Raw genomic sequence first — 21,835 nt, forward strand, 5'->3', positions numbered from 1 at the left:
CGCGCCCAAAGGTCGTTCAGTCTCCTTGCCGATCGCCGCCAAGCCGGTTGAACAGCACGGCGACGATGATGAAGCCGCCCACGACCGTTCCTTGCCAGAACGAATCGACGCCGAGCAGGATCAGGCTGTTGCGGATCACCTCGATGAGCGCGGCGCCGACGATGGTGCCAAAGGCGCTGCCCACGCCGCCTGCGAGATTGGTGCCCCCGATCACGGTTGCGGCGATCACGCGCAGTTCGTCGCCGGTGCCAAGGCCTGTCGTCACCGCGCCGAGCCAGCCGACTTCGAGAACGGCAGCGACGCCCGCCATGAGGCCGCCGAGCACATACACCGAGCAGATCACGCGCCTTACCGGCACGCCGGTGAGATTGGCCGCATGGCGATTGCCGCCGACCGCGAAAACGTAACGACCCCAGCGCGTAAAGGCGAAGGCAAACCAGAACAGCACGCCGAGGACGATCAGAAACCAGACGGGATTGGCGACGCCGAGCGTCTTGCCGCCGCCGAGCGCAAGGAGCATCCTGCCGTCCGGCCCGAAGTCGAAAATGGTGCGGCTGCCCGAGATCACGAGCGCGAGGCTGCGGCCGACGCTCAGCATGCCGAGCGTCACAACGAAAGGTTGCATGTCGAGATACGCGATGAGCAGGCCGTTCACGAGCCCGACCAGTCCGGCGGTGAAAAGCCCGAGCCCGATGCCGGCCCAGATCGGATAGCCCGCGTTCATGGCGACCGAGAGCACGATCCCGCTCAGGCCGATCGTCGAGCCGACCGAAATGTCGATGCCGCCCGTCACGATCACGGCCATCATGCCAAGCGCGACGATGGCGACGAAGGCGAAATTGCGCGTGACGTTGAACAGGTTCTGCTGCGTGGCGAAAGTCGAAGTCGCGATCGAGAGCAGCACGCACGCGACGACCGTGGCGAGCACTACCCAGAACACCTGGCTCGCGAGCAGTCCCGCCCAGCGGGTATGGGTCTGCGCCGATTGGGGGTCGTCAAGCAAGGTTGGCATGGGGCGGGGCCTTTGCGGCGCATCGTTCAATTTCGGGTCTCCCTGGCTTTCTTTGGTGCCCCTGCAAAGCCGTGCGCGGCGGTTTCAGGCGGCGGCGATCGCTCCGGTGATGAGACCGGTGACTTCTTCCGGAGAGGACGCTTCGGTTTGCTTGTCCGCGACCTTGTGCCCGCGCCGCATGACGACCACGCGGTGGGCGACCTCGAAAACGTCAGGCATGCGGTGACTGATGAGAATGACGGCGATGCCATGCTCGGACAGGCGTTTGATGAGATCGAGCACTTGCGTCACCTGGCGCACGCTGATCGCGGCGGTCGGTTCGTCCATCAGCACGAGCCGCGCCTCCGAGAGGCGCGTGCGCGCGATCGCCACGGCCTGGCGCTGCCCGCCCGACATCTGCCGGACGAGGTCGCGCGGGCGTGTCTCGGATTTCAGTTCCTTGAAAAGCTCGGCGGCGCGCCGGTACATGGCCGCATGATCGAGCACGCGAAAAGGCCAGATGCCGATGCGCGGCTCGCGGCCCAGAAAGACGTTGGCGGCTGCCGTGAGGTTGTCGCAGAGCGCGAGATCCTGATAGACGACTTCGATGCCCTTCGCGCGGGCGTCGACGGGACGGTTGAAATGGACGGGCTTGCCGTCGATGAGGATTTCGCCGTGAGAGGGCGGGAAGTTGCCGGCGATGACCTTCACCAGTGTCGACTTGCCGGCCCCGTTGTCTCCCATGAGCCCCACCACCTGGCCCGGCTCCAGGCTGAGCGTCACGTCGGTCAGCGCATGAATGGCGCCGAAGTGCCGGGAAACGTCTCTGAGCTCAAGAAGACTCATGGACTGTCGCGCTCGCTCTTGTGGTGCCGCCCGTTGCCGTGGCGAAGGGCGGCCGTAGACGTGCTATCCAGCCTGTTTTTTAGAGCACGATGGCGCTTTTAGCAAGACTATTTCATCGCCCCCTCAAACGGGGCCACCTGCCGGGCGCCGATGAGATAAAATTGCGTTTTCGCCGAAGAACCCCGCTGGACGGGCCTGACGCGCGCCTGGCTCATGCCTCCAGCGGCATCGCACTCGTTCCCTTCAACTCATCGAGGCACACGATCGACTGCACGCTGTTCACGCCGGGTGCGCGCATCAGCGTGTCGAGCAGGAATTCGGAAAGCGCCTTGAGGTCGCGCGCCACCACCTTCAGCACGTAGTCGATATCGCCAGTCACGGAGTAGCACTCCTGCACCTGCGGCAACGTCGCGACGAGTTCCTTGAACTTCACGAGCTCGCGCATGTGCCCGCGCTCCATCGTCACCTGAATGAAGGCGACCACGCCGAAGCCTAGCATCTGCGCGTCGAGGCGCGTCTCGTAGCGGCGGATCACGCCGAGCTCCTCGAGCCGCCGGTGACGCCTGAGCGTCTGCGCGGGCGAGAGCTTGATCGCGGCCGCGAGTTCGAGATTCGAGGCGCGGCCGTGCTCCTGGAGCGCGGCGAGTAGCCGCATGTCGATCGTGTCGAGCGCGAGATTTTGCATTTATCTTGCGTTGGGTGAGGTCAAGGCGAGACAGAATTGTATCAATCAGGGTTTGCCTGCGTACGAGATGAAATCCTATTTTCTTGTGTCAACTATACACTGGGCGCACCCGATCGGGCTGGCAGCCAATACCGTCAAGCCTGGCAGCGCGCCGGCGCAGAATGTTGTGCGCGCAATTTTATTTCGTGTAGCGGAGCCAGCGTCCTACCCGGATGCCTTGGCCTCGTGTAGATAAGTCGGAGACAGGAAGAGACATGGTTTCAAACGACACGCGTGAAAACCGCAGTCAGCTAAAACGCGGCCTGAAGAATCGTCACATCCAGCTCATCGCGCTGGGCGGGGCGATCGGCACGGGGCTGTTCCTCGGCATCGCGCAGACGATCCAGACGGCCGGCCCCTCGGTGCTGCTCGGTTACGGCGTCGCCGGCATCATCGCGTTCTTCATCATGCGGCAACTGGGCGAGATGGTCGTGGACGAGCCCGTCGCCGGTTCGTTCAGCTATTTCGCCGACAAATACTTCGGCCCGTTCGCGGGCTTCCTGTCGGGCTGGAACTACTGGGTGCTCTACGTGCTCGTGAGCATGGCCGAGCTTTCCGCGGTCGGCATCTACATGCACTACTGGTGGCCGGCGTTGCCCACGTGGGTGTCGGCGCTCGTGTTCTTCGTCGTCATCAACGGCATCAATCTCACGAGCGTGAAGTCGTACGGCGAACTCGAATTCTGGTTCGCCATCATCAAGGTGCTGGCGATCGTCGGCATGATCGGTTTTGGCGGCTGGCTGCTGCTCTCGGGCTCGGCCGGTCCCGAAGCCGGCGTTTCCAACCTTTGGCGCAACGGCGGCTTCTTCCCGCATGGCGTATCGGGACTCGTCATGGCAATGGCGGTCGTGATGTTCTCGTTCGGCGGCCTGGAACTCGTGGGCATTACCGCGGCCGAGGCCGACGATCCTTCGCATACCATTCCGCGCGCGACCAATCAGGTGATCTATCGCATCCTGATTTTCTACATCGGCGCGCTCGGCGTGCTGCTCTCGCTCTACCCGTGGCAGAAAGTGGTGGCGGGCGGCAGCCCCTTCGTGCTGATCTTCCATGCGATGAACAGCGACCTCGTGGCCAACGTGCTCAATCTCGTCGTGCTGACCGCGGCGCTCTCGGTCTATAACAGCGGCGTGTACTGCAACAGCCGCATGCTCTTCGGCCTCGCGCAGCAGGGCAATGCGCCCAGGGCGCTGCTCAAGGTGAGCCGGCGCGGCATTCCGCTCGCCGCGCTCGGCGTTTCGGCGCTCGTCACGGCCGCGTGCGTGATCGTCAACTACTTCAAGCCGGGCAAGGCATTCGAGTTGCTGATGGGCCTCGTGGTGTCGGCGCTCATCATCAACTGGGCGATGATCAGCCTCATTCACCTGAAGTTCCGTCGCGAGAAGGCGCGGGTGGGCGAGACCACCACCTTCCGCAGCCTCGGCTATCCGCTGACGAATTACGTGTGCCTCGCGTTCCTCGGCGGCATTCTCGTTGTAATGTATGAGATTCCGGATCTGCGGATGTCCGTGTACCTGATCCCGGTCTGGCTGGGCGTGCTCGGGCTCGCCTACCGCCTGTGGCACCGCAAGGCGGCGCCGGTGCTGCAACGCGGCGTGCCGGCTCCGTAAGCGCTGCCTGCCCTATTTGTCCTGAATTCGTCCAGAGAGCTAATCAGCATGTTCGAACACATCGATGCCTATCCCGGCGACCCGATCCTCTCGCTCAACGAGAACTTCCAGAAGGATCCGCGTCAGAACAAGGTCAATCTGAGCATTGGCATCTACTTCGACGACGAAGGCCGCCTGCCGGTCATGAAGGCCGTTCGCGCGGCCGAGGCGGCGATTCTCGAGGAGCCGGGCCCGAAGCCCTATCTGCCGATGGCGGGTTTCGCGCAATACCGCGACGCCGTGCAGGCGCTCGTGTTCGGCGCCGACTGCCCGTCGCGCGCGGCCGGCCGTATCGCGACCGTGCAGACGCTCGGCGGCTCGGGCGCGCTCAAGGTCGGCGCCGACTTCATCAAGCGCTATTTTCCGGGCAGCCAGGTGTGGGTGAGCGATCCGACGTGGGAGAACCATCGCTTCATCTTCGAGCGTGCGGGTTTCACGGTGAACACGTATCCGTACTACGACGAAGTGACGGGCGGCCTGAAGTTCGAGGCGATGCTTTCGGCCATCGACGCGCTGCCGGCGAAGAGCGTCGTGCTGCTCCATGCGTGCTGCCATAACCCGACGGGCGTCGATCTGGATCGCGCGCAATGGGAGCAACTCATCGACGTGCTGCAAAAGCGCGATCTGCTGCCGTTCGTCGACATGGCTTACCAGGGCTTCGGTTCGGGCCTCGACGACGACGCGTTCGCGGTGCGCGAACTCGCGCGGCGCGGCGTGCCGGCGCTCGTGGCGAATTCGTTCTCGAAAAACTTCTCGCTCTACGGCGAGCGCTGCGGCGGGCTGCACGTGATCTGCGAGGACGCGGCGGCCGCCGACCGCGTGCTCGGCCAGCTCACGGGCTCGGTGCGCGCGAACTACAGCAATCCGCCGACGCACGGCGCGAAGATCGTCACCCGCGTGCTCGGCACGCCGGCGCTGAAGGCGTCGTGGGAAGAGGAGCTGGCGGCGATGTGCGAGCGCATAGCCCGCATGCGCGCGGCGATTCACGACGGTCTGCGCGCTCACGCGAGCGAGGCTGCGCTCGCACGCTATGTGAAGCAGCGCGGCATGTTCACGTACACGGGCTTGAGCGAGAAGCAGGTCGAGCGGTTGAAGGCGGAGTTCGGCGTGTACATCCTGCGTTCGGGCCGCATGTGCGTGGCGGGCCTCAACGAGAAGAACGTGGGCGTCGTGGTCGACGCGGTCGGCAAGGTCATGAAGGACCCGGCGTAGGGCGCTCGCGGCGGCTGGCGCCTGCGTGACACGAACGCCGCCGGCGTGCCGGAACGCTCCGGCATGCTGGCGGCGTTGTCATGTCTGCGGGTCAAACCCGCGCGCCGGCGCCGCGTCCGCCGAAACGCCTGCGTTGCTCGCGCCGGTTCACCCGGCATCAAACCGCTAGTCTGTCAAGCCGTAAGAAGCCGGCGACGCACACGTCCGGCACGGAGGGTCTTCCAGGTCTTACCCTGATAGAATGCGTGAGCCGCAACGTAGTGGATTGCTGATGAAATTGCTTGATGCCCTCGTCGAACAACGGATTGCCGCCGCGGCAGCGCGCGGCGAGTTCGACGGCCTGCCGGGCGCCGGTGCGCCGCAGGAATTCGACGACGACCTGCTCGTGCCCCAGGAAGTGCGCGTAGCTCACCGCATTTTGAAAAACGCCGGTTTCGTTCCGCCCGCGGTGGAACAACTGCGGGCCTTGCGCGACCTCGAGGAAGAACTCGCCAAGGTCAGCGACAAGGCTGCGCAGTGCCGCCTGCGCGCGCGCATGCTCGCGCTCGACATGGCGCTCGAATCGTTGCGCGGCGGCCCGATGGTCGTGCCGCAGGAGTATCGTCGCCGGATTGCGGAGCGCTTGTCCGAACGGGCGGCCAGCGAGGCGGACCAGGCGCCGCTGGCGGGGGCGGCGTGACGGGCGCTCCCGTGCGCCCTGACGCCCCGAGCGGCGGGCACGCCGAGGCGCGGCCTGAATCCGCGCCAGCCGGCGTCGCATGCGCTAACCGGTTCGCGCCGGCGTCCGGGTCCGATTCCAGCCCCGAATCCGCCTCAGAGCGCGACCGTCATTTCATGCGCCTCGCCCAGACGGCCGCCGGGCAAGCGCGCGCCGCAGGCGAAGTCCCCGTGGGCGCGGTGCTCGTGCGCGGCAACGAGGTGATCGCGACGGGCTTCAATCATCCGATCGGCGCGCACGATCCCTCCGCTCACGCCGAGATGGCGGCCTTGCGGGCGGGCGCACAGGCGCTGGGTAACTACCGGTTGCCCGGTTGCGAACTGTATGTGACCCTTGAACCATGCCTGATGTGCGCCGGTGCGATCATGCATGCGCGCATCGCACGCGTGGTGTTCGGCGCGCACGATCCCAAAACGGGTGCGTGCGGCAGCGTGGTCGATGCCTTCGCCAACGAGCAGCTGAATCACCACACGAATGTGTCCGGCGGCGTGCTGGCGGACGAATGCGGCGAGGCGCTGCGCTCGTTCTTCGCCGACCGGCGTCGCGCAAGCCGCGAAGCGCGGCGGGCGGCGCGGGCGCAGACCGGCGACGAAGCGCATACGCAAACCGGCGCCGCCGGCCCGGATGAAACCGCGGGCTAAGTCCCGATCGACATGACCATTCATCGCACCATCGAACTGATCGCACCGTCTGGTTATCCGCACGATTCGGAGGCGGTGCACCGCGCACTTGCACGCTTGCGTGCGCAAGGCCATCACGTCGACGGGGTACAGGCGACCGAGCGGCGCTATCAGCGCTTTGCTGGCACCGACGGCCAGCGCGCCGCAGAGCTGAACCGGCTCGCCGACCCGTCGCGCGACCTGCCGGACATCGTGCTCGCCGTGCGCGGGGGCTACGGCGCGGTGCGTATCCTGCACGGGCTCGACTATGAGGGGCTGCAACGCCGCTTGAAGGATCAGCCCATCGCGTTCGTGGGACATAGCGATTTCACCGCCCTGCAACTCGCGCTGCTGGCGCGCGCCGGGCTCACGACGTTCGGCGGTCCCATGCTCGTGAGCGACTTCGGAGCCGAGAATCTCAGCAGCTTTACGATGCACCACTTCTGGGACACGCTCTCGAAGCCGGGTTACACGCTCAAGGTGAATGCGCCTCAAGGGCAGTCGGTGAGCGTTTCGGGCACGCTCTGGGGCGGCAACCTGGCGGTGCTCACCTCGCTGATCGGCACGCCGTATCTGCCGGCGGTCGAGGGCGGCATCCTGTTCGTCGAGGACGTGAACGAGCAGCCGTTTCGCATCGAACGCATGATCTACCAACTGCACCTGAGCGGCATTCTCGCGCGCCAGCAAGCGCTCGTGCTGGGCGACTTTTCGGGCCACAAGCAGTTCGATTACGACAATGGCTACGATCTGCGCGAAATGGTGGAGCAGGTGCGTGCCGTAGTCGGCATCCCGGTGATTACGGGGCTGCCGTTCGGCCACGTTCCGGACATGGTGACGCTGCCGATGGGCGCCCCAGCCCAGCTGGATTCCACGCCACACGGCTTCCAGCTGACCGTGCGCGACTATCCGCATCTGGGTTGATTCTCCGCCGTGAAGAGCGCTCTAGGGCGCTTTTTAAATGATCTTCTGCGCAACTAACAGCCAAGCCGTCCGAATCGGGCACAATGGCGATACGCATATGGTTTGCCTGGATTGTTGACAAAATAAATGACCATCGTAGGGCGGGAAATCACCATGTCGGTGCCTTAATCCCAGAAATAAGGCGGTTGTTGCCAAAAAATGAACATGCGTTCCCTCGGCGGGTGTGGGTATCTTCCCCAGGTTTGCCCATAAAATTGTTGACAATATTTGTGTCCAATCTAGGATACCCAACATAGAGATCCGAGACATGCAAAAGACCGATATCGACGCCGAAGCAACCGGCACGAAGCCCGAGGCGATCGCCGCGCGCATTCGCGCCGCGATCCTCGAGCACCGGTTGCCACCCGGCGCGAAACTGACGGAAGCACAGTTGTGCGAAGTATTTGGCGTGAAGCGCGGTCCGATCCGGCAGGCGCTCGCGCTGCTGGCGACGGATCATCTCGTCGACCTGGAGCCCAATCGGGGCGCGTTCGTCGCAAGCCCGTCGCTCCAGGAAGTGCACGAGGTGTTCGAGATGCGACGGATCATCGAGCTGGCCGTGGTGGGGCGCATCTGCAGCGCGCAGCACGGCAACCGGCGCCTGAGGAGCATCAGCGAGACGATCCGGCGGGAGCGCAAGGCGTTCGAGGGCCGCGACTTCCCGACGTGGATCCGCCTCTCGGGCGAGTTTCATACGTCGCTCGCGATGCTCACCGGCAACACGGTGCTCTGCGATTGCCTCAACGGGCTCGTGGCCCGCTCGACGCTGATTTCCGCGCTCTATGAATCGCCGGGGCGCAGCCCCTGTTCGTTCGATGACCACGAGGCGATTCTCGCGGCGCTCGAAGCCGGAGACGCCGCGCAGGCCACCGAACTCATGGTGCGCCACTTGCAGGGCGTCGAGCTCAGGATGCTCGACCGGCCGGCGGGTGCGTCGGTGGATCTGCAGGAAGTGTTCAGCGCTCGCGACGCGACGGCATTCGCACGCTGATTCGCCGCTACGGCGGCACGCAAACAGATTGCAGTAAAACGCGGCGGCGCACGGCGAACTGCGCCCGCCTCGGCTCAAAAGATGGAGTGGGGCGCGCATGCAGGCCATGCGCGCGGCTCAGGCCGGCACGGCGTTGCAGGGCGCGCGCAAGCAGCGACCGGCGCGGTTCCCGCGGAGGCCCCCCCTCGCGGACATAGCGGCGGCCGTGTCTGGCGGCGGCGCGCACGCGTTTCGAGGCGTTCAGGCGTCTTTTTCCCGTCGGCGTATCCATCCCAAGGAGCGGACCATGGCTCAGTTCAGCGCATCACCTGGCAGTCCTGCCGTACCCAACAACTTCGAATCCGGCGAGAGCAGCGAGTCCACGGAGACGCAGCGATTGCCGGCAGGCTACAGCGAGCGTCTCTACAACCACGACCTCGCGCCGCTGCGCGAGCAGACGTGGGGCGCGTACAACATCTTCGCGTTCTGGATGTCCGACGTGCACAGCGTCGGGGGCTATGTGTTCGCGGGCTCGCTTTTCGCTCTCGGCCTCACGAGCTGGCAGGTGCTCGTTGCACTGATCGTCGGCATCGCCATCGTCAACGTCCTCTGCAATCTGATCGCGCGGCCCAGCCAGCGGCACGGCGTGCCATATCCGGTTGCGTGCCGCGGCACCTTCGGCGTGCTCGGCGCCAATATTCCCGCCGTGATTCGCGGCCTCATCGCCGTTGCCTGGTATGGCATTCAAACCTATCTCGCGTCGAGCGCGCTCGTGATCGTCGTGCTCAAGTTCGTTCCGCAACTCATGCCGTATGCGGACGTTCACAGGCATGGTCTGCTCGGACTCTCGGCGATCGGCTGGGCCGGATTCATGACGCTCTGGGTGCTGCAGGCCTTCGTGTTCTGGAACGGCATGGACACCATCAAGAAGTTCATCGACTTCGCAGGGCCGGCTGTCTATGTCGTGATGTTCGCACTCGCAGGCTACATGGTGTATCGGGCCGGCTGGCAGAACATCGGCCTGAACCTCGGCGGCGTGAAGTACCACGGTACGGAAGTGATTCCGGTGATGATCACGGCGATTTCGCTCGTCGTGTCGTATTTCTCGGGGCCGATGCTCAATTTCGGCGACTTCTCGCGCTACGGTAAATCGCTCAAGAGCGTCCACAAGGGCAACTTCTGGGGGCTGCCGGTCAACTTCCTCGCATTCTCGCTCGTGACGGTTATCACGACTTCGGCCACGCTCCCTGTGTTCGGAGAACTGATTACCGATCCGGTGGAGACGGTCGGGCGCATCGATCATCCAACCGCCGTGATTCTCGGCGCGCTCACCTTCACGATTGCGACTATCGGCATCAACATCGTCGCCAACTTCGTTTCGCCGGCGTTCGACTTCTCCAACGTCGCGCCGCGTCTCATTAGCTGGCGCGCGGGCGGCATGCTCGCCGCCGTGGCCTCGATTTTCATCACGCCGTGGAATCTCTTCAATAATCCCGCCGTGATTCACTACACGCTCGACGTGCTCGGCGCGTTCATCGGACCTTTGTATGGTGTCCTGATCGTCGATTTCTATCTCGTGAAGCGCGGGCGTCTGGCCGTGGACGACCTGTACACGGTTTTGCCGCAGGGCGCGTACTGGTATCGCAATGGCGTGAACTGGCGTGCGGTGACGGCCTTGCTGCCTGCGGCGGTGATCGCGATTCTCTGCGTGATGGTGCCTTCGCTCGGCGGCGCCGCGAACTTCTCGTGGTTCATCGGCGCGGCGCTCGGCGCATTGTTCTATCGCGCCCTCACGATGGGCGAACGCGCTCGTGCAAACGCATGAACGGTATGCAAAACCAGGTTAGGACAAAGGAATCGACATGCGTATCAAGCTGATCAATCCGAACACGACGCAGCGCATGACCGCGGCGATGGAACAGTGCGCGCGCGCCGTGGCCGCGGCAGGCACGGAGGTCGTGGCGGTGAGCCCGACGATGGGACCGCCTTCGATCGAAGGCTATTACGACGAGGCGCTCGCCACGCCGGGCCTGCTCGCCGAAGTCGAGGCCGGCGAGCGCGAAGGCTTCGACGGTTACGTGATCGCGTGCTTCGGCGACCCCGGCCTTTACGCGGCGCGCGAGCTCGCGCGCGGACCGGTGATCGGCATCGCGGAAGCCGCGATGCATGCGGCGAGCGTGCTCGCGCCGGGCTTCTCGGTCGTGACGACGCTCTCGCGCACGCGCGCCATGGCCTGGCATCTCGCGGAGCGATACGGCATGACGCGCTTTTGCCGAAACGTCCGCGCGATCGACGTGGCCGTGCTCGAACTCGACGAGCCCGGCTCGGCCGCGCGCCGCGCGATCGTCGACGAATGCCGCCGCGCGCTCGACGAAGATGGCGCGGACGCGATCGTGCTGGGCTGCGCGGGCATGACGAGCTTGTGCGCGCAAGTGGAGGACGCGCTGGGCGTGCCGGTGGTCGACGGCGTGACGGCGGCCGTGAAGTGGGTGGAAGCGCTCGTCGCGCTGCGTCTGACGACCGCCAAGCGCGGCGACTTCGCGCGGCCGCTCGTCAAGCGCTATGACGGCGATTTCGCGCGCTTTAGCCCGACCAGTCCCGCGCCCGTCACCGAAACGCCGCCGCCGGCGCGGCCGCTGCGCTACGGGTAAACGCGCAACGCGAGCAAGCGGGCGTGAACGTCCGGCAGGACGACCACATACACCTCGCTTGACCCGTACTATCTGGGCGCGCGTATGGGCGCGTACGGGCGATTTCGCTACACTGGTCCGGTCCTGTCAGCCGGCTGCGCGGACCGCCCGCCGGGCCCCGCGGAACCGGCCGGCGGGCTTGCACGGCGCCACGCCGTCACGCAGATTTTTCGTTTCATCTTCTCTATTCGATTGATTCGATCAGCATGCCACTCGATCCCCAATATCCCCGCGACCTGATCGGTTATGGCCGGCATCCGGTGCAGGCCAACTGGCCCGGTCAGGCGCGCGTCGCGGTGCAGTTCGTGCTCAACTACGAAGAGGGCGGCGAGAACTGCGTGTTGCACGGCGACCCAGGCTCCGAGCAGTTCCTCTCCGAAATCGTGGGCGCCGCCGCTTATCCCGCGCGCCACATGAGTATGGAGTCGATCTACGAATACGGCTCGCGCGTGGGCGTGTGGCGCATCCTGCGGGAGTTCGAGAAGCGCGGTCTGCCGCTCACCGTGTTCGGCGTGGGCATGGCGATCGAGCGTCATCCCGAGGTCGCGCGCGCATTCGTCGAGCTGGGCCATGAGATCGCGTGCCACGGGTATCGCTGGATTCATTACCAGGATGCGTCGCCGGCGCTGGAAGCCGGGCACATGAAGCTCGGCATGGCAGCGATCGAGCGCGTGGCGGGCGTGCGGCCGCTCGGCTGGTACACGGGGCGCGACAGCCCCAATACACATCGGCTGGTCGCCGAACACGGCGGCTTCCTCTACGACTCCGACTACTACGGCGACGACCTGCCGTTCTGGATGGACGTGGAAGTCACGGGCGGCGAGCGCGTGCCGCAACTGATCGTGCCGTACACGCTCGACACCAACGACATGCGCTTTGCCACCCCGCAAGGCTTCAACACGGCGGAGCACTTCTTTACGTACTTGCGCGACGCATTCGACGTGCTCTACGAAGAAGGCGACGAAGCGCCGAAGATGATGTCGATCGGCATGCACTGCCGCCTGCTCGGGCGTCCCGGGCGCATTCGCGCGCTGCAGCGTTTTCTCGATCACATCGAAAAACACGAGCGCGTGTGGGTCGCGCGCCGCGTGGACATCGCGCGTCACTGGCGCGAGCATCATCCCTATCAACCGCAGCAGAACGACCACGGCGGGGCCGCCGCATGAAGGCAATGCACTACACCCTCGAACAGCTGAATCACGCCTCGGCCGACGCTTTCGCGGCGGCGCTTTCGGGCATTTTCGAGCACTCGCCGTGGGTGGCCGAAGCGGCTGCGCGGCAGCGCCCGTTTGCGAGCATCGACGCGTTGCATCGCACCCTGTCGCAGGCGGTCGAAACCTCGGGCGAGGCGAAGCAGCTCGCGCTCATCAGCGCGCACCCGGAACTCGCGGGCAAGGCCGCGGTGCGCGGCGAGCTGACTGCCGAATCCACGCGCGAGCAAAGCGGCGCGGGCCTGAACCACTGCACGCAGGAGGAGTTCGACAGGCTGCAGGCGCTGAACCGCGCGTATCGCGCGAAGTTCGGCTTCCCGTTCATTCTGGCGGTGCGCGGCTACGACCGCCACGGCATCATCGCGAACTTCGAGGCGCGCGTGAACAACAGCCGCGCGGATGAACTGCGCGCGAGCCTCGACCAGATTTACCGCATTGCGCGCTTTCGGTTAGATGAACTGATCGATGCCTGACGTGGCGCAGCGCCCCCGGCTATGCCGGGAGGGCGCTGCGTCGTTTTGATTCCCAGAAAAGACACGAAGGAAGACAACGATGGCACTCCCGACTCTCGACCCCAACGCACCTGACTTCACGCGCCGCTTCGTGAATCTCGCGGACCCGCGTCTGGGCGCGCAGGCGCTCGAGGCGAGCGACGACTTCTTCGCCCCGAAGGAGCGCATGCTCAATCCGGAGCCGGCCGTCTTCATTCCGGGCAAATACGACGACCACGGCAAGTGGATGGACGGCTGGGAAACGCGCCGCAAGCGCACGAACGGCTACGACTGGTGCATCGTGAAGCTCGCGCGCCCCGGCGTGATAAAGGGAATCGATATCGACACGAGCCATTTCACGGGCAATTATCCGCCGGCGGCTTCGGTGGAAGGCGCATATGTATCCGACGGCGCGCCGGGCGCTGCGACGCAATGGACAGAAGTCGTTGCCTCGACGTCGTTGAACGGCAATAGCCACCACTACGTGGAAGTGTCGAGCGGCGAGCCGTTTACGCACCTGCGCGTGAACATCTATCCCGATGGCGGCATCGCGCGTCTGCGCGTGTATGGCCAGCCCCAGGTGGATTGGGCGGCCGCGAGCCGAACCGAGCGCTTCGATCTCGCGGCGATGGAAAACGGCGCATACCTCGTAGCGGCGAACAACCAGCACTTCGGCCTCGCCTCCACGCTGCTCATGCCGGGCCGCGGCGTGAACATGGGCGACGGCTGGGAAACGCGCCGCCGTCGCGAGCCGGGTAACGACTGGGCGATCATCGCGCTCGCGCAGCCCGGCATCATCAAGAAGATCGAAGTCGATACGGCACACTTCAAGGGCAATTACCCCGATCGCTGCTCATTCCAGGCCGCACGCGTGACGGGCGGCACCGACAGTTCGCTCGTGACCCAGGCCATGTTCTGGCCCGTGCTCCTCGGCGAGCAGAAGCTGCAAATGGACAAGCAGCACGACTACGAAAGCGAACTCGCGGCGCTCGGCCCGGTCACGCATGTGCGCTTCAACATTTTCCCCGACGGCGGCGTTTCGCGCGTGCGCCTCTGGGGCACGCTCGCCTGATCCGCTGACGAGGCCATCATCATGAGTGAAACCACGCAGTCGACCCGCGCCACGCTCGCCATCGAGCCGCTCACGCGCGAGGCGTTTGCGCCGTTCGGCGACGTGATCGAGCTTGCTGGCGCGAAGCAGATTCCGATCAATCTCGGCACGACGATCCGCTATCACGATCTCGCGAAAGTGGACGTGACGGACGAGGGCGGCCGCACGCTCGTGAATCTCTTTCGCGGGCAGCCGCGCGAATTGCCGTTCGAGGTGAAGATGCTCGAACGGCATCCGCTGGGTAGCCAGGCGTTCATGCCGCTCAACGACAAGCCGTATCTCGTGGTGGTCGCCCCGGCGGGCGTGCTGGACGTCACGCAGATTCGCGCGTTCGTTTCGCGCGGCTGGCAGGGCGTGAACTATGCCAAGGGCGTCTGGCACCATCCGCTGATCGCGTTGGACGAGGTGAGCGATTTCATCGTCGTCGACCGGGGCGGCGAGGGGCGCAATCTGAATGAGCAGGATTTGCCGGAGTCGCTCTGGTTGACACAGGAGGCGATGGCGAGCGCGATGCGCTGATCGCCGGCATGGCGAAGCGGTTCCGGGAAGCCACGGCGCAGACCGTGGCTTTTTCGCATTTGGCGACCGGACGCATATGCTCGCGAATTGCCGGCGCGGCGAGCAGAGATGATCGGCCGTGCGGGGCAGCCCGATCTTGCCCGGTTGCACGCGTAGGTATCGCGTATCGAACGGCGCGCTGCGCCGTGCGTCTCAAGTCTGCACAGGCGGTTGCGAACCGGTACGCGCCGCCTGCTCGTCGCTGGAAACGTGTTCGCGGCATGTGCTCGCGCACGCAACGGACCGGAGGTCTGTGAAAGCCGCGATGCGTGCGGCGCACGTCCCGAACGAACGCGAGGCTGCAGGCCGGGCGGTACGCACCGCGCGACAACAAAAAGACCCGAAGCGCATCGCACGTCGGGTCCTTCGATTCACTATTCCGTTCACCACCCGGAGCCGCGCGCGAGTCAACCCATGCGCGCCCCCGACATTACGGCTTCGCGCCTCCCTGGAACCACGCCGCGATCTTCTGCCGCTCGTCGTCGGTCATGTGCGTGACGTTGCCAAGCGGCATCGCCTTGAGCGTCACGGCCTGCTGATACAGCCGTTGCGCGTTCTGCGAGATCTCGTCGGGCGTATCGAACATCACGCCGGCGGGCGCCGCGCCCATCATCGTCGGGTGAGCCGAGTGGCAGGCCGCGCAGCGCTGCTGCAGTATCGGCTGGATGTCGGCGACCTTCAGCGAAGGCGCGTTCGCGGCCTCGGCCTGCGGCACGACCGGACGCGGCAGCGTCCACACGAGCGCGACGAACATCAGCGCCACGCCGCCGATCGGCAGGTACCAAAGCTGCTGGCCGCGATGGCGCATCACGAAGAACTGGCGAATCAGCGCGCCGGCCAGCATGATGACGACGAGCACGGCCCAGTTGTAGGCATGCGCGTAGGTCATCGCGTAGTGGTTCGACAGCATCGCGAACACGACGGGCAGCGTGAAATACGTGTTGTGCACCGAACGCTGCTTGCCGCGCTTGCCGTAAACGGGATTCGGCACCTCGCCCTTGAGCATCGCGGCGACCATCTTGCGCTGGCCGGGGATGATGACGAAGAACACGTTGGCCGACATGATCGTCGCGAGCATCGCGCCCATGATGAGATACGCGGCGCGGCCCGAGAAGATGTGGCAGGCGAGGTACGCCGCGATCACGACGTAGATGCCGACGCAAACGCCGAGCAGCTTGTCCTTCGTGCCGAGCAGGCGGCACAGCGAGTCATACACGATCCAGCCCGCGGCGAGGAAGCCGAGCGCCGAGAAGATCGCGACCACGGGGCCCATGTCGAGCACGTTCTTGTCGATCAGATACGTGTTCGGCGCCATCAGGTAGAGCACCGTGAAAAGCGATGCGCCAGAGAGCCACGTCGTGTACGACGGCCATTTCGACCAGTGCAGGTCGTCGGGCATTTCGGGCGGGGCAACGGTGTACTTCTGCATGTTGTAGAAGCCGCCGCCGTGCACGTGCCACAGCTCGCCGAACACGCCGCGGCGGCGCTGGTTCGGATCGGCGGGCGGTTTGAGGCTGTTGTCGAGCGCGACGAAATAGAACGACTCGCCGATCCAGGCGATCGCCGCGACGACGTGGAACCAGCGCAGCGCGAGGTTCAGCCAGTCGGTAATAAAGCCTTCCATGAAACGCCTCCACTTCTGTTGCAATGCGCGTGCCCCGGCGCATGGGCTGACTGCGGAACATGCGCGATTCGGCGCCGCCGCGCGGCCGTTGTTGTTCGTATGACTTCGGGGTTCGGGATCGAATATCGCCCGGAATACGCGCGTCGCTCAACTGCCCCGATAGGTGCTGTACGACCACGGCGAAACGAGCAGGGGCACATGGTAGTGCGCTTGGGCATCGGCGATGCCGAAGCGCAGGACTACGCGGTCGACGAAGCGCGGTTCGGGCACGTTCGCGCCGAGGGCGGCGAAATAATCGCCGGCATGAAACACGAGTTCGTATTCGCCTTTCGCAAGCGATTCGCCTTCGAGCAGCGGCGCGTCGCAGCGGCCGTCGTGATTGGTGATGACGGTCTTGAGCGCGCGGCGCGCGTCGCCCGCGAGCGCATAGAGTTCGACTTTGATGCCCGCGCCGGGACGGCCGTTCGCGGTGTCGAGCACGTGGGTAGTCAGCTTGCCCATTCGCAGTTTTCCTTGTGAGTGCCTGGTGCAATTGCGAGGTTTCAGCGGCGGCTCGATCCCATGATGCAATGCGGCGGATCGAGGCTCCACGTCAGTGGCTACATACCCGTCGGCGGATCGAAGCGAGCGCCGTATGCGCATTTTAAGAACGATCGCAGCCGGCGCGCGCGCGCGATAGGAAAGATAAAGCTTCGAGCATGAGGGTGCGCCCTGGGAGAGCGCACTCATTGCTCCCCGGATTTGCAAGCGCCATGTGTGCATCGTAACGACGCCAAAAATCGACCTTTATATGCGCGGCGTGAATGTGGGTATCGCAGCGGCGTGAATTGCCACGATTATTTTGACCAGGGATCGTTGAGTCCATGCGCAGCGCGTGCTGCGCGTCCCGAAGACGGCGATGGACGCCGGGTAACCGGGCCAGCGGCGTCCTTCGCGGGACGCGTCGGCACCGGCGCCCCGCGACCGGGCAGCCGGCGGGTACGGCGAGGGCGTCTGGTTCACACGCCGCGCAAGCGCGCAGGGGCTCGCAGCGGCACGACAACGGAGCGAACAGGGACGATGGAACGCACACTCGCGCAGCGGCAAGATCCGCAACGGAACGCCAGGACCTTGCTGCTGAAGAACGCCGACATGCTGGTGACGATGGACGGCGCGCGCCGTGAGATCCGCGGCGGCGGCATCTATGCGGAGGGCAACCGCATCGTCGCGGTGGGTCCGACGGCCGAACTGCCCGCCACGGCCGACGAGGTCATCGACGCCGGCGGCCATCTCGTGACGCCAGGGCTCGTGAACACGCATCACCATATGTACCAGAGCCTCACGCGGGCGGTGCCGGCCGCGCAGGATGCCGAACTGTTCGGCTGGCTCACGAATCTGTACAGGGTATGGGCGAATCTCACGCCAGAGATGATCGAGATTTCGACGCTCACGGCGATGGCGGAACTGCTGCTCTCGGGCTGCACGACGTCGAGCGATCATCTGTACATCTACCCGAACGGCAGCCGTCTGGACGACAGCATCCGCGCAGCGCAGCGCATCGGCATGCGGTTCCACGCGAGCCGCGGCAGCATGAGCGTCGGCCAGAAAGATGGCGGGCTGCCGCCCGATTCCGTGGTCGAGCGCGAGGACGCGATTCTCGCGGACACCCAGCGCCTCATCGAGACGTATCACGACGAGGGCCGCTACGCGATGCTGCGCGTCGTGGTGGCGCCATGCTCGCCATTCTCGGTGAGCCGCGACCTGATGCGCGAATCGGCGGTGCTTGCGCGGCAATATGGCGTGTCGATGCACACGCATCTCGCGGAGAACGTCAACGACGTCGCGTACAGTCGCGAAAAATTCGGCATGACGCCCGCGCAGTACGCCGAGCATCTCGGCTGGGTGGGCCGCGACGTGTGGCATGCGCACTGCGTGCAGCTCGACGACCACGGCATCGGCTTGTTCGGCCGCACGGGAACCGGCGTCGCGCATTGTCCATGCTCGAACATGCGGCTCGCGTCGGGCATCGCGCCTGTGAAGAAGATGCGGCTCGCGGGCGTGCCCGTGGGACTCGGGGTGGACGGCTCGGCCTCGAACGACGGCGCGCAGATGGTGGCCGAGGCGCGCCAGGCCATGCTGCTCGCGCGCGTGGGCTTCGGCCCCGACGCCATGACCGCCCGTGAGGCGCTGGAAATCGCGACACTGGGCGGCGCGCAAGTGCTGGGCCGGGACGATATCGGCGCGCTCGCGCCAGGCATGGCGGCCGACTTCGTCGCGTTCGATCTGCGCCAGCCGCTTTTCGCGGGGGCGCTGCACGATCCGGTCGCGGCGCTCGTGTTTTGCGCGCCGTCGCAGGTGGCGTTGAGCGTGATCGACGGGCGCATCGTCGTGAAAGACGGCGTGTTGCTGACGGTGGAACTCGAGCCGGTCATCGAGCGGCACAACCGGCTCGCGGCACAGCTTGCGCAGATGGCGCGCTAAAGCAGGGAGGCGGGAAGCGGCGGTGCCCGAAAGCGCGCGCCGCCTGCTCGCGGAAACGAAGGAAGGGCCGACGAGCCGCGGCGCCGCGCGGCCGCCGGTTCAAGGCGAACGGGGCGCTCAGGGCTTGTCGATCAGCGTCTTCGTCGCTTCGGCCACGAGGCCGCGCAACCAGCGGACTTCGTCCGAATAATGACAGCGCTCGTGCCACAACTGGTAGTACTGCATCGGCGGGAAATCGAGCGGCGCGGGCACGACCGTAAGCGGCAGGAAGCGCGCGTAGTGGTCGGCGAAGAGGCGCGTGGTCGTGAAGATCAGGTCCGACTTGATGAGCACGTAAGGCGCGAGATTGAAGTACGGCAGCGTGACGACCACGTGGCGCTTGAGGCGTTCGCGCGCGAGGTGTACGTCGATGGCGCCGCGCTGGCCCACGGAGTAGGGCGTGGGCGCGAGGTGCGGGGCGTTCAGGTACTGATCGAGCGTGAGGCCGCCCCGCCTCGCGAACGGGTGCGTGTTGCTCATGAGGCAGACGATCTGGTCGACGAACAGATTCGAGAGGTGCAGTTGCTCGGGCGGCTCGGGCCAGTTGCCGATGACGATGTCGAGCTTGCCTTCCTCGAGCGCGAGCTCGTAGTCGAACGCGGGGCCGAGCGAATGGAATTCGAGCGTCGCGTTGGGCGCGGCCTGCCGAAAGCGCTCGACCACGGTCGGCACGAACAGCACGTTCAGGTAATCGGGGCAGCCAATCCGGTAACAGCGGATCGACGTGGCCGGGTCGAAATTGTGCTGCTGGAAGCGGATGCGCTCGATTTCGCGCAGCGCGTTCTGTACGGGTTCGAGCAGGCGCAGGCCGTACTCGGTCGGCACCATGCCGGACTTGCCGCGCACGAGGAGCGGATCGCCGGTGATGTCGCGCAGGCGCCGCAGCGCCGCGCTGATCGCGGGCTGGGACTGATTGAGCTTGACGGCGGCGCGCGTCACGCTGCGCTCCATCAGAAGCGTGTGCAAGACGCGCAAGAGGTAGGTGTCGATCGCCTCGCGTTGCTGACTCATGAACTCTCCGAATTATATGTTCAGGCTGATCGATAGGGCTTATGGGTATATGGTTTTTAATATGGACAAAAAGGGCCGTCAAGCGAGGCTTATCCCGCACGACGTGCAGCGGGGCAACGGTGAATTTTGGCGGCTCGACGTTGGCACGTCCAACAGGTATCGTCACCCCCGCACCGCGGCGCGATTCGGCGGGGCCGCGGCGGCATGCGCCAGACGGCTTTCGGGCAGCAATAAAGCAGCAATAACGGACAACGGCGGAACCTCCATGGGCGATTCTTCTCCACGTCAGGCCAGGGGCGGGCCGGGCGGCAACGACGTGCCCCGCCTTGCCCTCGCCGGCATCACGAAGCAGTACCCGGCGGTCCGGGCCAACGACGACGTCACGCTCTCGGTCGCACGCGGCGAAATCCATGCGTTGCTCGGCGAAAACGGGGCGGGCAAGAGCACGCTCATGAAGATCGTTTATGGCGCGGTGCGTCCGGACGCCGGCGAGATCCGCTGGGAAGGCCAGGCCGTGGAAATCGCGAGCCCGGCCGCGGCGCGCAAGCTCGGCATCGGCATGGTGTTCCAGCATTTTTCGTTGTTCGAAACGCTGACGGTCGGCGAGAACATTGCGCTCTCGCTCGACGAAGCCTTCGATCTGAAAGCGCTCGGCAAACGCATTCGCGAGGTGTCGGCGCAATACGGCCTCGACGTCGATCCGCAGCGGCACGTGCACAGTCTCACGGTAGGCGAGCGCCAGCGCGTGGAGATCGTGCGCTGTCTGTTGCAGAACCCGCGTCTCCTGATCATGGACGAGCCGACTTCGGTGCTCACGCCGCAAGCGGTGCGCAAGCTGTTCGGCACGCTGCGCCGCCTGGCTTCCGAAGGCTGCAGCATTCTCTATATCAGCCACAAGCTCGACGAAATCCAGGCGCTTTGCGACACGGCCACCGTGCTGCGCGGCGGCAAGGTCACGGGCCATGTGATTCCGCGCGAGGAAACGCATGCGTCGCTCGCGCGGCTGATGGTCGGTCGCGAGCTGCCCGACTACACGCGCCGCGCGCACACGCCCGGCGACGTGCTGCTGGAAGCGAAGCATCTGTCGATGCCGAGCGACGACCCGTTCGGCGCCTCGCTCAACGACGTTTCGTTCGGCGTGCATGCGGGTGAAATTCTCGGCATCGCCGGCGTCTCCGGCAATGGTCAGGCGGAGTTGCTCGCGGCGCTCTCGGGCGAGGCGCAGGCGAGCCGTCACGGCGCTCCCGCCGATGCGATCACGATTTGCGGCAAGCCCGCGGGACGTCTTTCGGCCGGCGCGCGGCGCAAGCTCGGTTTCGCGTTCGTGCCCGAGGAGCGGCTTGGGCGCGGCGCGGTGCCGGCCATGTCGCTCGCGGAAAACGCGTTGCTCACGGCCCATCGCGAAGGCATGGTGCGCTCGGGCTGGCTGAAGACAGGCGCGATGCGCGCGTTCGCCGAGCGCTGTATCGGTGCGTTCGACGTGCGCTGCGGCGGCCCCGATGCGCTCGCGCAAAGCCTCTCGGGCGGCAATCTGCAGAAGTACATCGTGGGGCGCGAGATTCTTCAGGCGCCGAAGGTGCTCGTCGTCGCGCAGCCCACGTGGGGTGTGGACGTGGGCGCGGCTGCGTTCATCCGGCAGCAGCTGCTCGACCTTTCGGCGCGCGGCGTGGCGATACTCGTGATCTCGGAGGAACTCGAAGAGCTCTTCGACATCTGCGACCGCATTGCCGTGCTCGCGGGCGGACGTCTCTCGCCCGCGCGTTTGACGGGCGAGACGAACGCCGAGGAAATCGGCCGCTGGATGGCGGGCCTTTTCGGCGAGCGCGCCGAACACGGCGACCAGTCAAACGGCGAGCCGCCCACGCAGACTGTCGCGAATGCCTGAGCGCGCAGCCGCAACAGACGGCGCGC

19 protein-coding genes and 1 pseudogene are annotated in these 21,835 nt (G+C 65.5%); 14 read left to right on the forward strand and 6 right to left on the reverse strand.

Features of this window, described 5'->3' with window-relative positions; all coding sequences use genetic code 11:
- Positions 1-16: 16 nt before the first annotated feature.
- The 3 genes from BLU17_RS19890 to BLU17_RS19900 all read right to left on the reverse strand — a co-directional run bounded on the left by BLU17_RS19890 (position 17) and on the right by BLU17_RS19900 (position 2,522).
- Positions 17-1,012 (reverse strand): ABC transporter permease, encoded by a 996-nt coding sequence (locus BLU17_RS19890; protein ID WP_092000124.1) that lies wholly within the window; start codon positions 1,010-1,012, stop codon positions 17-19.
- An 84-nt stretch (positions 1,013-1,096) separates the two neighbouring features.
- The gene (locus tag BLU17_RS19895) at positions 1,097-1,837 is read right to left on the reverse strand and encodes an ATP-binding cassette domain-containing protein (RefSeq protein ID WP_092000127.1); all 741 of its coding nucleotides are present in this window, start codon (positions 1,835-1,837) and stop codon (positions 1,097-1,099) included.
- 211 nt (positions 1,838-2,048) lie between these two features.
- Entirely contained in the window at positions 2,049-2,522 is a 474-nt protein-coding gene (locus tag BLU17_RS19900; RefSeq protein ID WP_092000132.1) for an Lrp/AsnC family transcriptional regulator, read from the reverse strand.
- A 254-nt stretch (positions 2,523-2,776) separates the two neighbouring features.
- On the opposite strand from BLU17_RS19900, the gene BLU17_RS19905 reads away from it, so the two are divergent.
- The 12 genes and pseudogenes from BLU17_RS19905 to BLU17_RS19960 all read left to right on the forward strand — a co-directional run bounded on the left by BLU17_RS19905 (position 2,777) and on the right by BLU17_RS19960 (position 14,751).
- A complete protein-coding gene (locus tag BLU17_RS19905) occupies positions 2,777-4,171 on the forward strand; it encodes an amino acid permease (RefSeq protein ID WP_092000135.1) in 1,395 nt (464 codons plus the stop codon).
- Positions 4,172-4,219: 48 nt separating this feature from the next.
- Positions 4,220-5,422 carry an amino acid aminotransferase gene (locus BLU17_RS19910; protein WP_092000138.1) on the forward strand — a complete coding sequence of 401 codons (1,203 nt, stop codon included), beginning with the start codon at positions 4,220-4,222 and terminating at the stop codon, positions 5,420-5,422.
- Between the two features lie 271 nt (positions 5,423-5,693).
- Positions 5,694-6,101, forward strand: a complete 408-nt coding sequence (locus tag BLU17_RS19915; protein ID WP_092000141.1) for a DnaJ family domain-containing protein — start codon at positions 5,694-5,696, stop codon at positions 6,099-6,101.
- A gap of 11 nt (positions 6,102-6,112) precedes the next feature.
- Positions 6,113-6,781: a tRNA adenosine(34) deaminase TadA gene (tadA, locus tag BLU17_RS19920; protein ID WP_245746939.1), complete on the forward strand. Its 669-nt coding sequence runs from the start codon at positions 6,113-6,115 to the stop codon at positions 6,779-6,781.
- Between the two features lie 12 nt (positions 6,782-6,793).
- On the forward strand, positions 6,794-7,720 hold the full coding sequence (gene ldcA, locus BLU17_RS19925) for a muramoyltetrapeptide carboxypeptidase (protein WP_092000147.1): 927 nt from the start codon (positions 6,794-6,796) through the stop codon (positions 7,718-7,720).
- Positions 7,721-8,027: 307 nt separating this feature from the next.
- A complete protein-coding gene (locus BLU17_RS19930) occupies positions 8,028-8,750 on the forward strand; it encodes a GntR family transcriptional regulator (protein WP_092000150.1) in 723 nt (240 codons plus the stop codon).
- A 286-nt stretch (positions 8,751-9,036) separates the two neighbouring features.
- A complete protein-coding gene (locus tag BLU17_RS19935) occupies positions 9,037-10,554 on the forward strand; it encodes an NCS1 family nucleobase:cation symporter-1 (protein ID WP_092000153.1) in 1,518 nt (505 codons plus the stop codon).
- Between the two features lie 37 nt (positions 10,555-10,591).
- Positions 10,592-11,442 (forward strand): annotated as a pseudogene (locus tag BLU17_RS19940) (aspartate/glutamate racemase family protein).
- Between the two features lie 183 nt (positions 11,443-11,625).
- Positions 11,626-12,585 (forward strand): allantoinase PuuE, encoded by a 960-nt coding sequence (puuE, locus tag BLU17_RS19945; protein WP_092000159.1) that lies wholly within the window; start codon positions 11,626-11,628, stop codon positions 12,583-12,585.
- Complete coding sequence (uraD, locus tag BLU17_RS19950; protein WP_092000160.1) at positions 12,582-13,103, forward strand: 2-oxo-4-hydroxy-4-carboxy-5-ureidoimidazoline decarboxylase; 522 nt, start codon at positions 12,582-12,584, stop codon at positions 13,101-13,103. The genes puuE and uraD overlap by 4 nt, the downstream gene beginning before the upstream one ends.
- Positions 13,104-13,182: 79 nt before the next feature.
- Positions 13,183-14,193: an allantoicase gene (gene alc / locus BLU17_RS19955; RefSeq protein ID WP_092000163.1), complete on the forward strand. Its 1,011-nt coding sequence runs from the start codon at positions 13,183-13,185 to the stop codon at positions 14,191-14,193.
- Positions 14,194-14,214: 21 nt separating this feature from the next.
- The gene (locus BLU17_RS19960; protein ID WP_092000165.1) at positions 14,215-14,751 is read left to right on the forward strand and encodes an ureidoglycolate lyase; all 537 of its coding nucleotides are present in this window, start codon (positions 14,215-14,217) and stop codon (positions 14,749-14,751) included.
- A 469-nt stretch (positions 14,752-15,220) separates the two neighbouring features.
- Here BLU17_RS19960 and BLU17_RS19965 read toward each other — a convergent pair whose 3' ends face one another.
- A complete protein-coding gene (locus tag BLU17_RS19965) occupies positions 15,221-16,414 on the reverse strand; it encodes a urate hydroxylase PuuD (protein WP_092000168.1) in 1,194 nt (397 codons plus the stop codon).
- Between the two features lie 147 nt (positions 16,415-16,561).
- Positions 16,562-16,915 carry a hydroxyisourate hydrolase gene (uraH, locus tag BLU17_RS19970; RefSeq protein ID WP_092000170.1) on the reverse strand — a complete coding sequence of 118 codons (354 nt, stop codon included), beginning with the start codon at positions 16,913-16,915 and terminating at the stop codon, positions 16,562-16,564.
- A 558-nt stretch (positions 16,916-17,473) separates the two neighbouring features.
- On the opposite strand from uraH, the gene BLU17_RS19975 reads away from it, so the two are divergent.
- On the forward strand, positions 17,474-18,874 hold the full coding sequence (locus BLU17_RS19975; RefSeq protein WP_092000173.1) for an 8-oxoguanine deaminase: 1,401 nt from the start codon (positions 17,474-17,476) through the stop codon (positions 18,872-18,874).
- A 117-nt stretch (positions 18,875-18,991) separates the two neighbouring features.
- On the opposite strand, the gene BLU17_RS19980 is transcribed toward BLU17_RS19975, so the two are convergent.
- Positions 18,992-19,924, reverse strand: coding sequence for a LysR substrate-binding domain-containing protein (locus tag BLU17_RS19980; protein ID WP_092000175.1), 933 nt, complete (start codon positions 19,922-19,924; stop codon positions 18,992-18,994).
- A gap of 265 nt (positions 19,925-20,189) precedes the next feature.
- Between BLU17_RS19980 and BLU17_RS19985 the strand changes: the two genes are divergently transcribed.
- Entirely contained in the window at positions 20,190-21,809 is a 1,620-nt protein-coding gene (locus BLU17_RS19985; protein ID WP_092000178.1) for an ABC transporter ATP-binding protein, read from the forward strand.
- The last annotated feature ends 26 nt before the right edge of the window (positions 21,810-21,835 follow it).

Source organism: Paraburkholderia lycopersici (assembly GCF_900096975.1).
In the GTDB taxonomy this organism is placed as follows: Bacteria; Pseudomonadota; Gammaproteobacteria; order Burkholderiales; family Burkholderiaceae; genus Paraburkholderia; species Paraburkholderia lycopersici.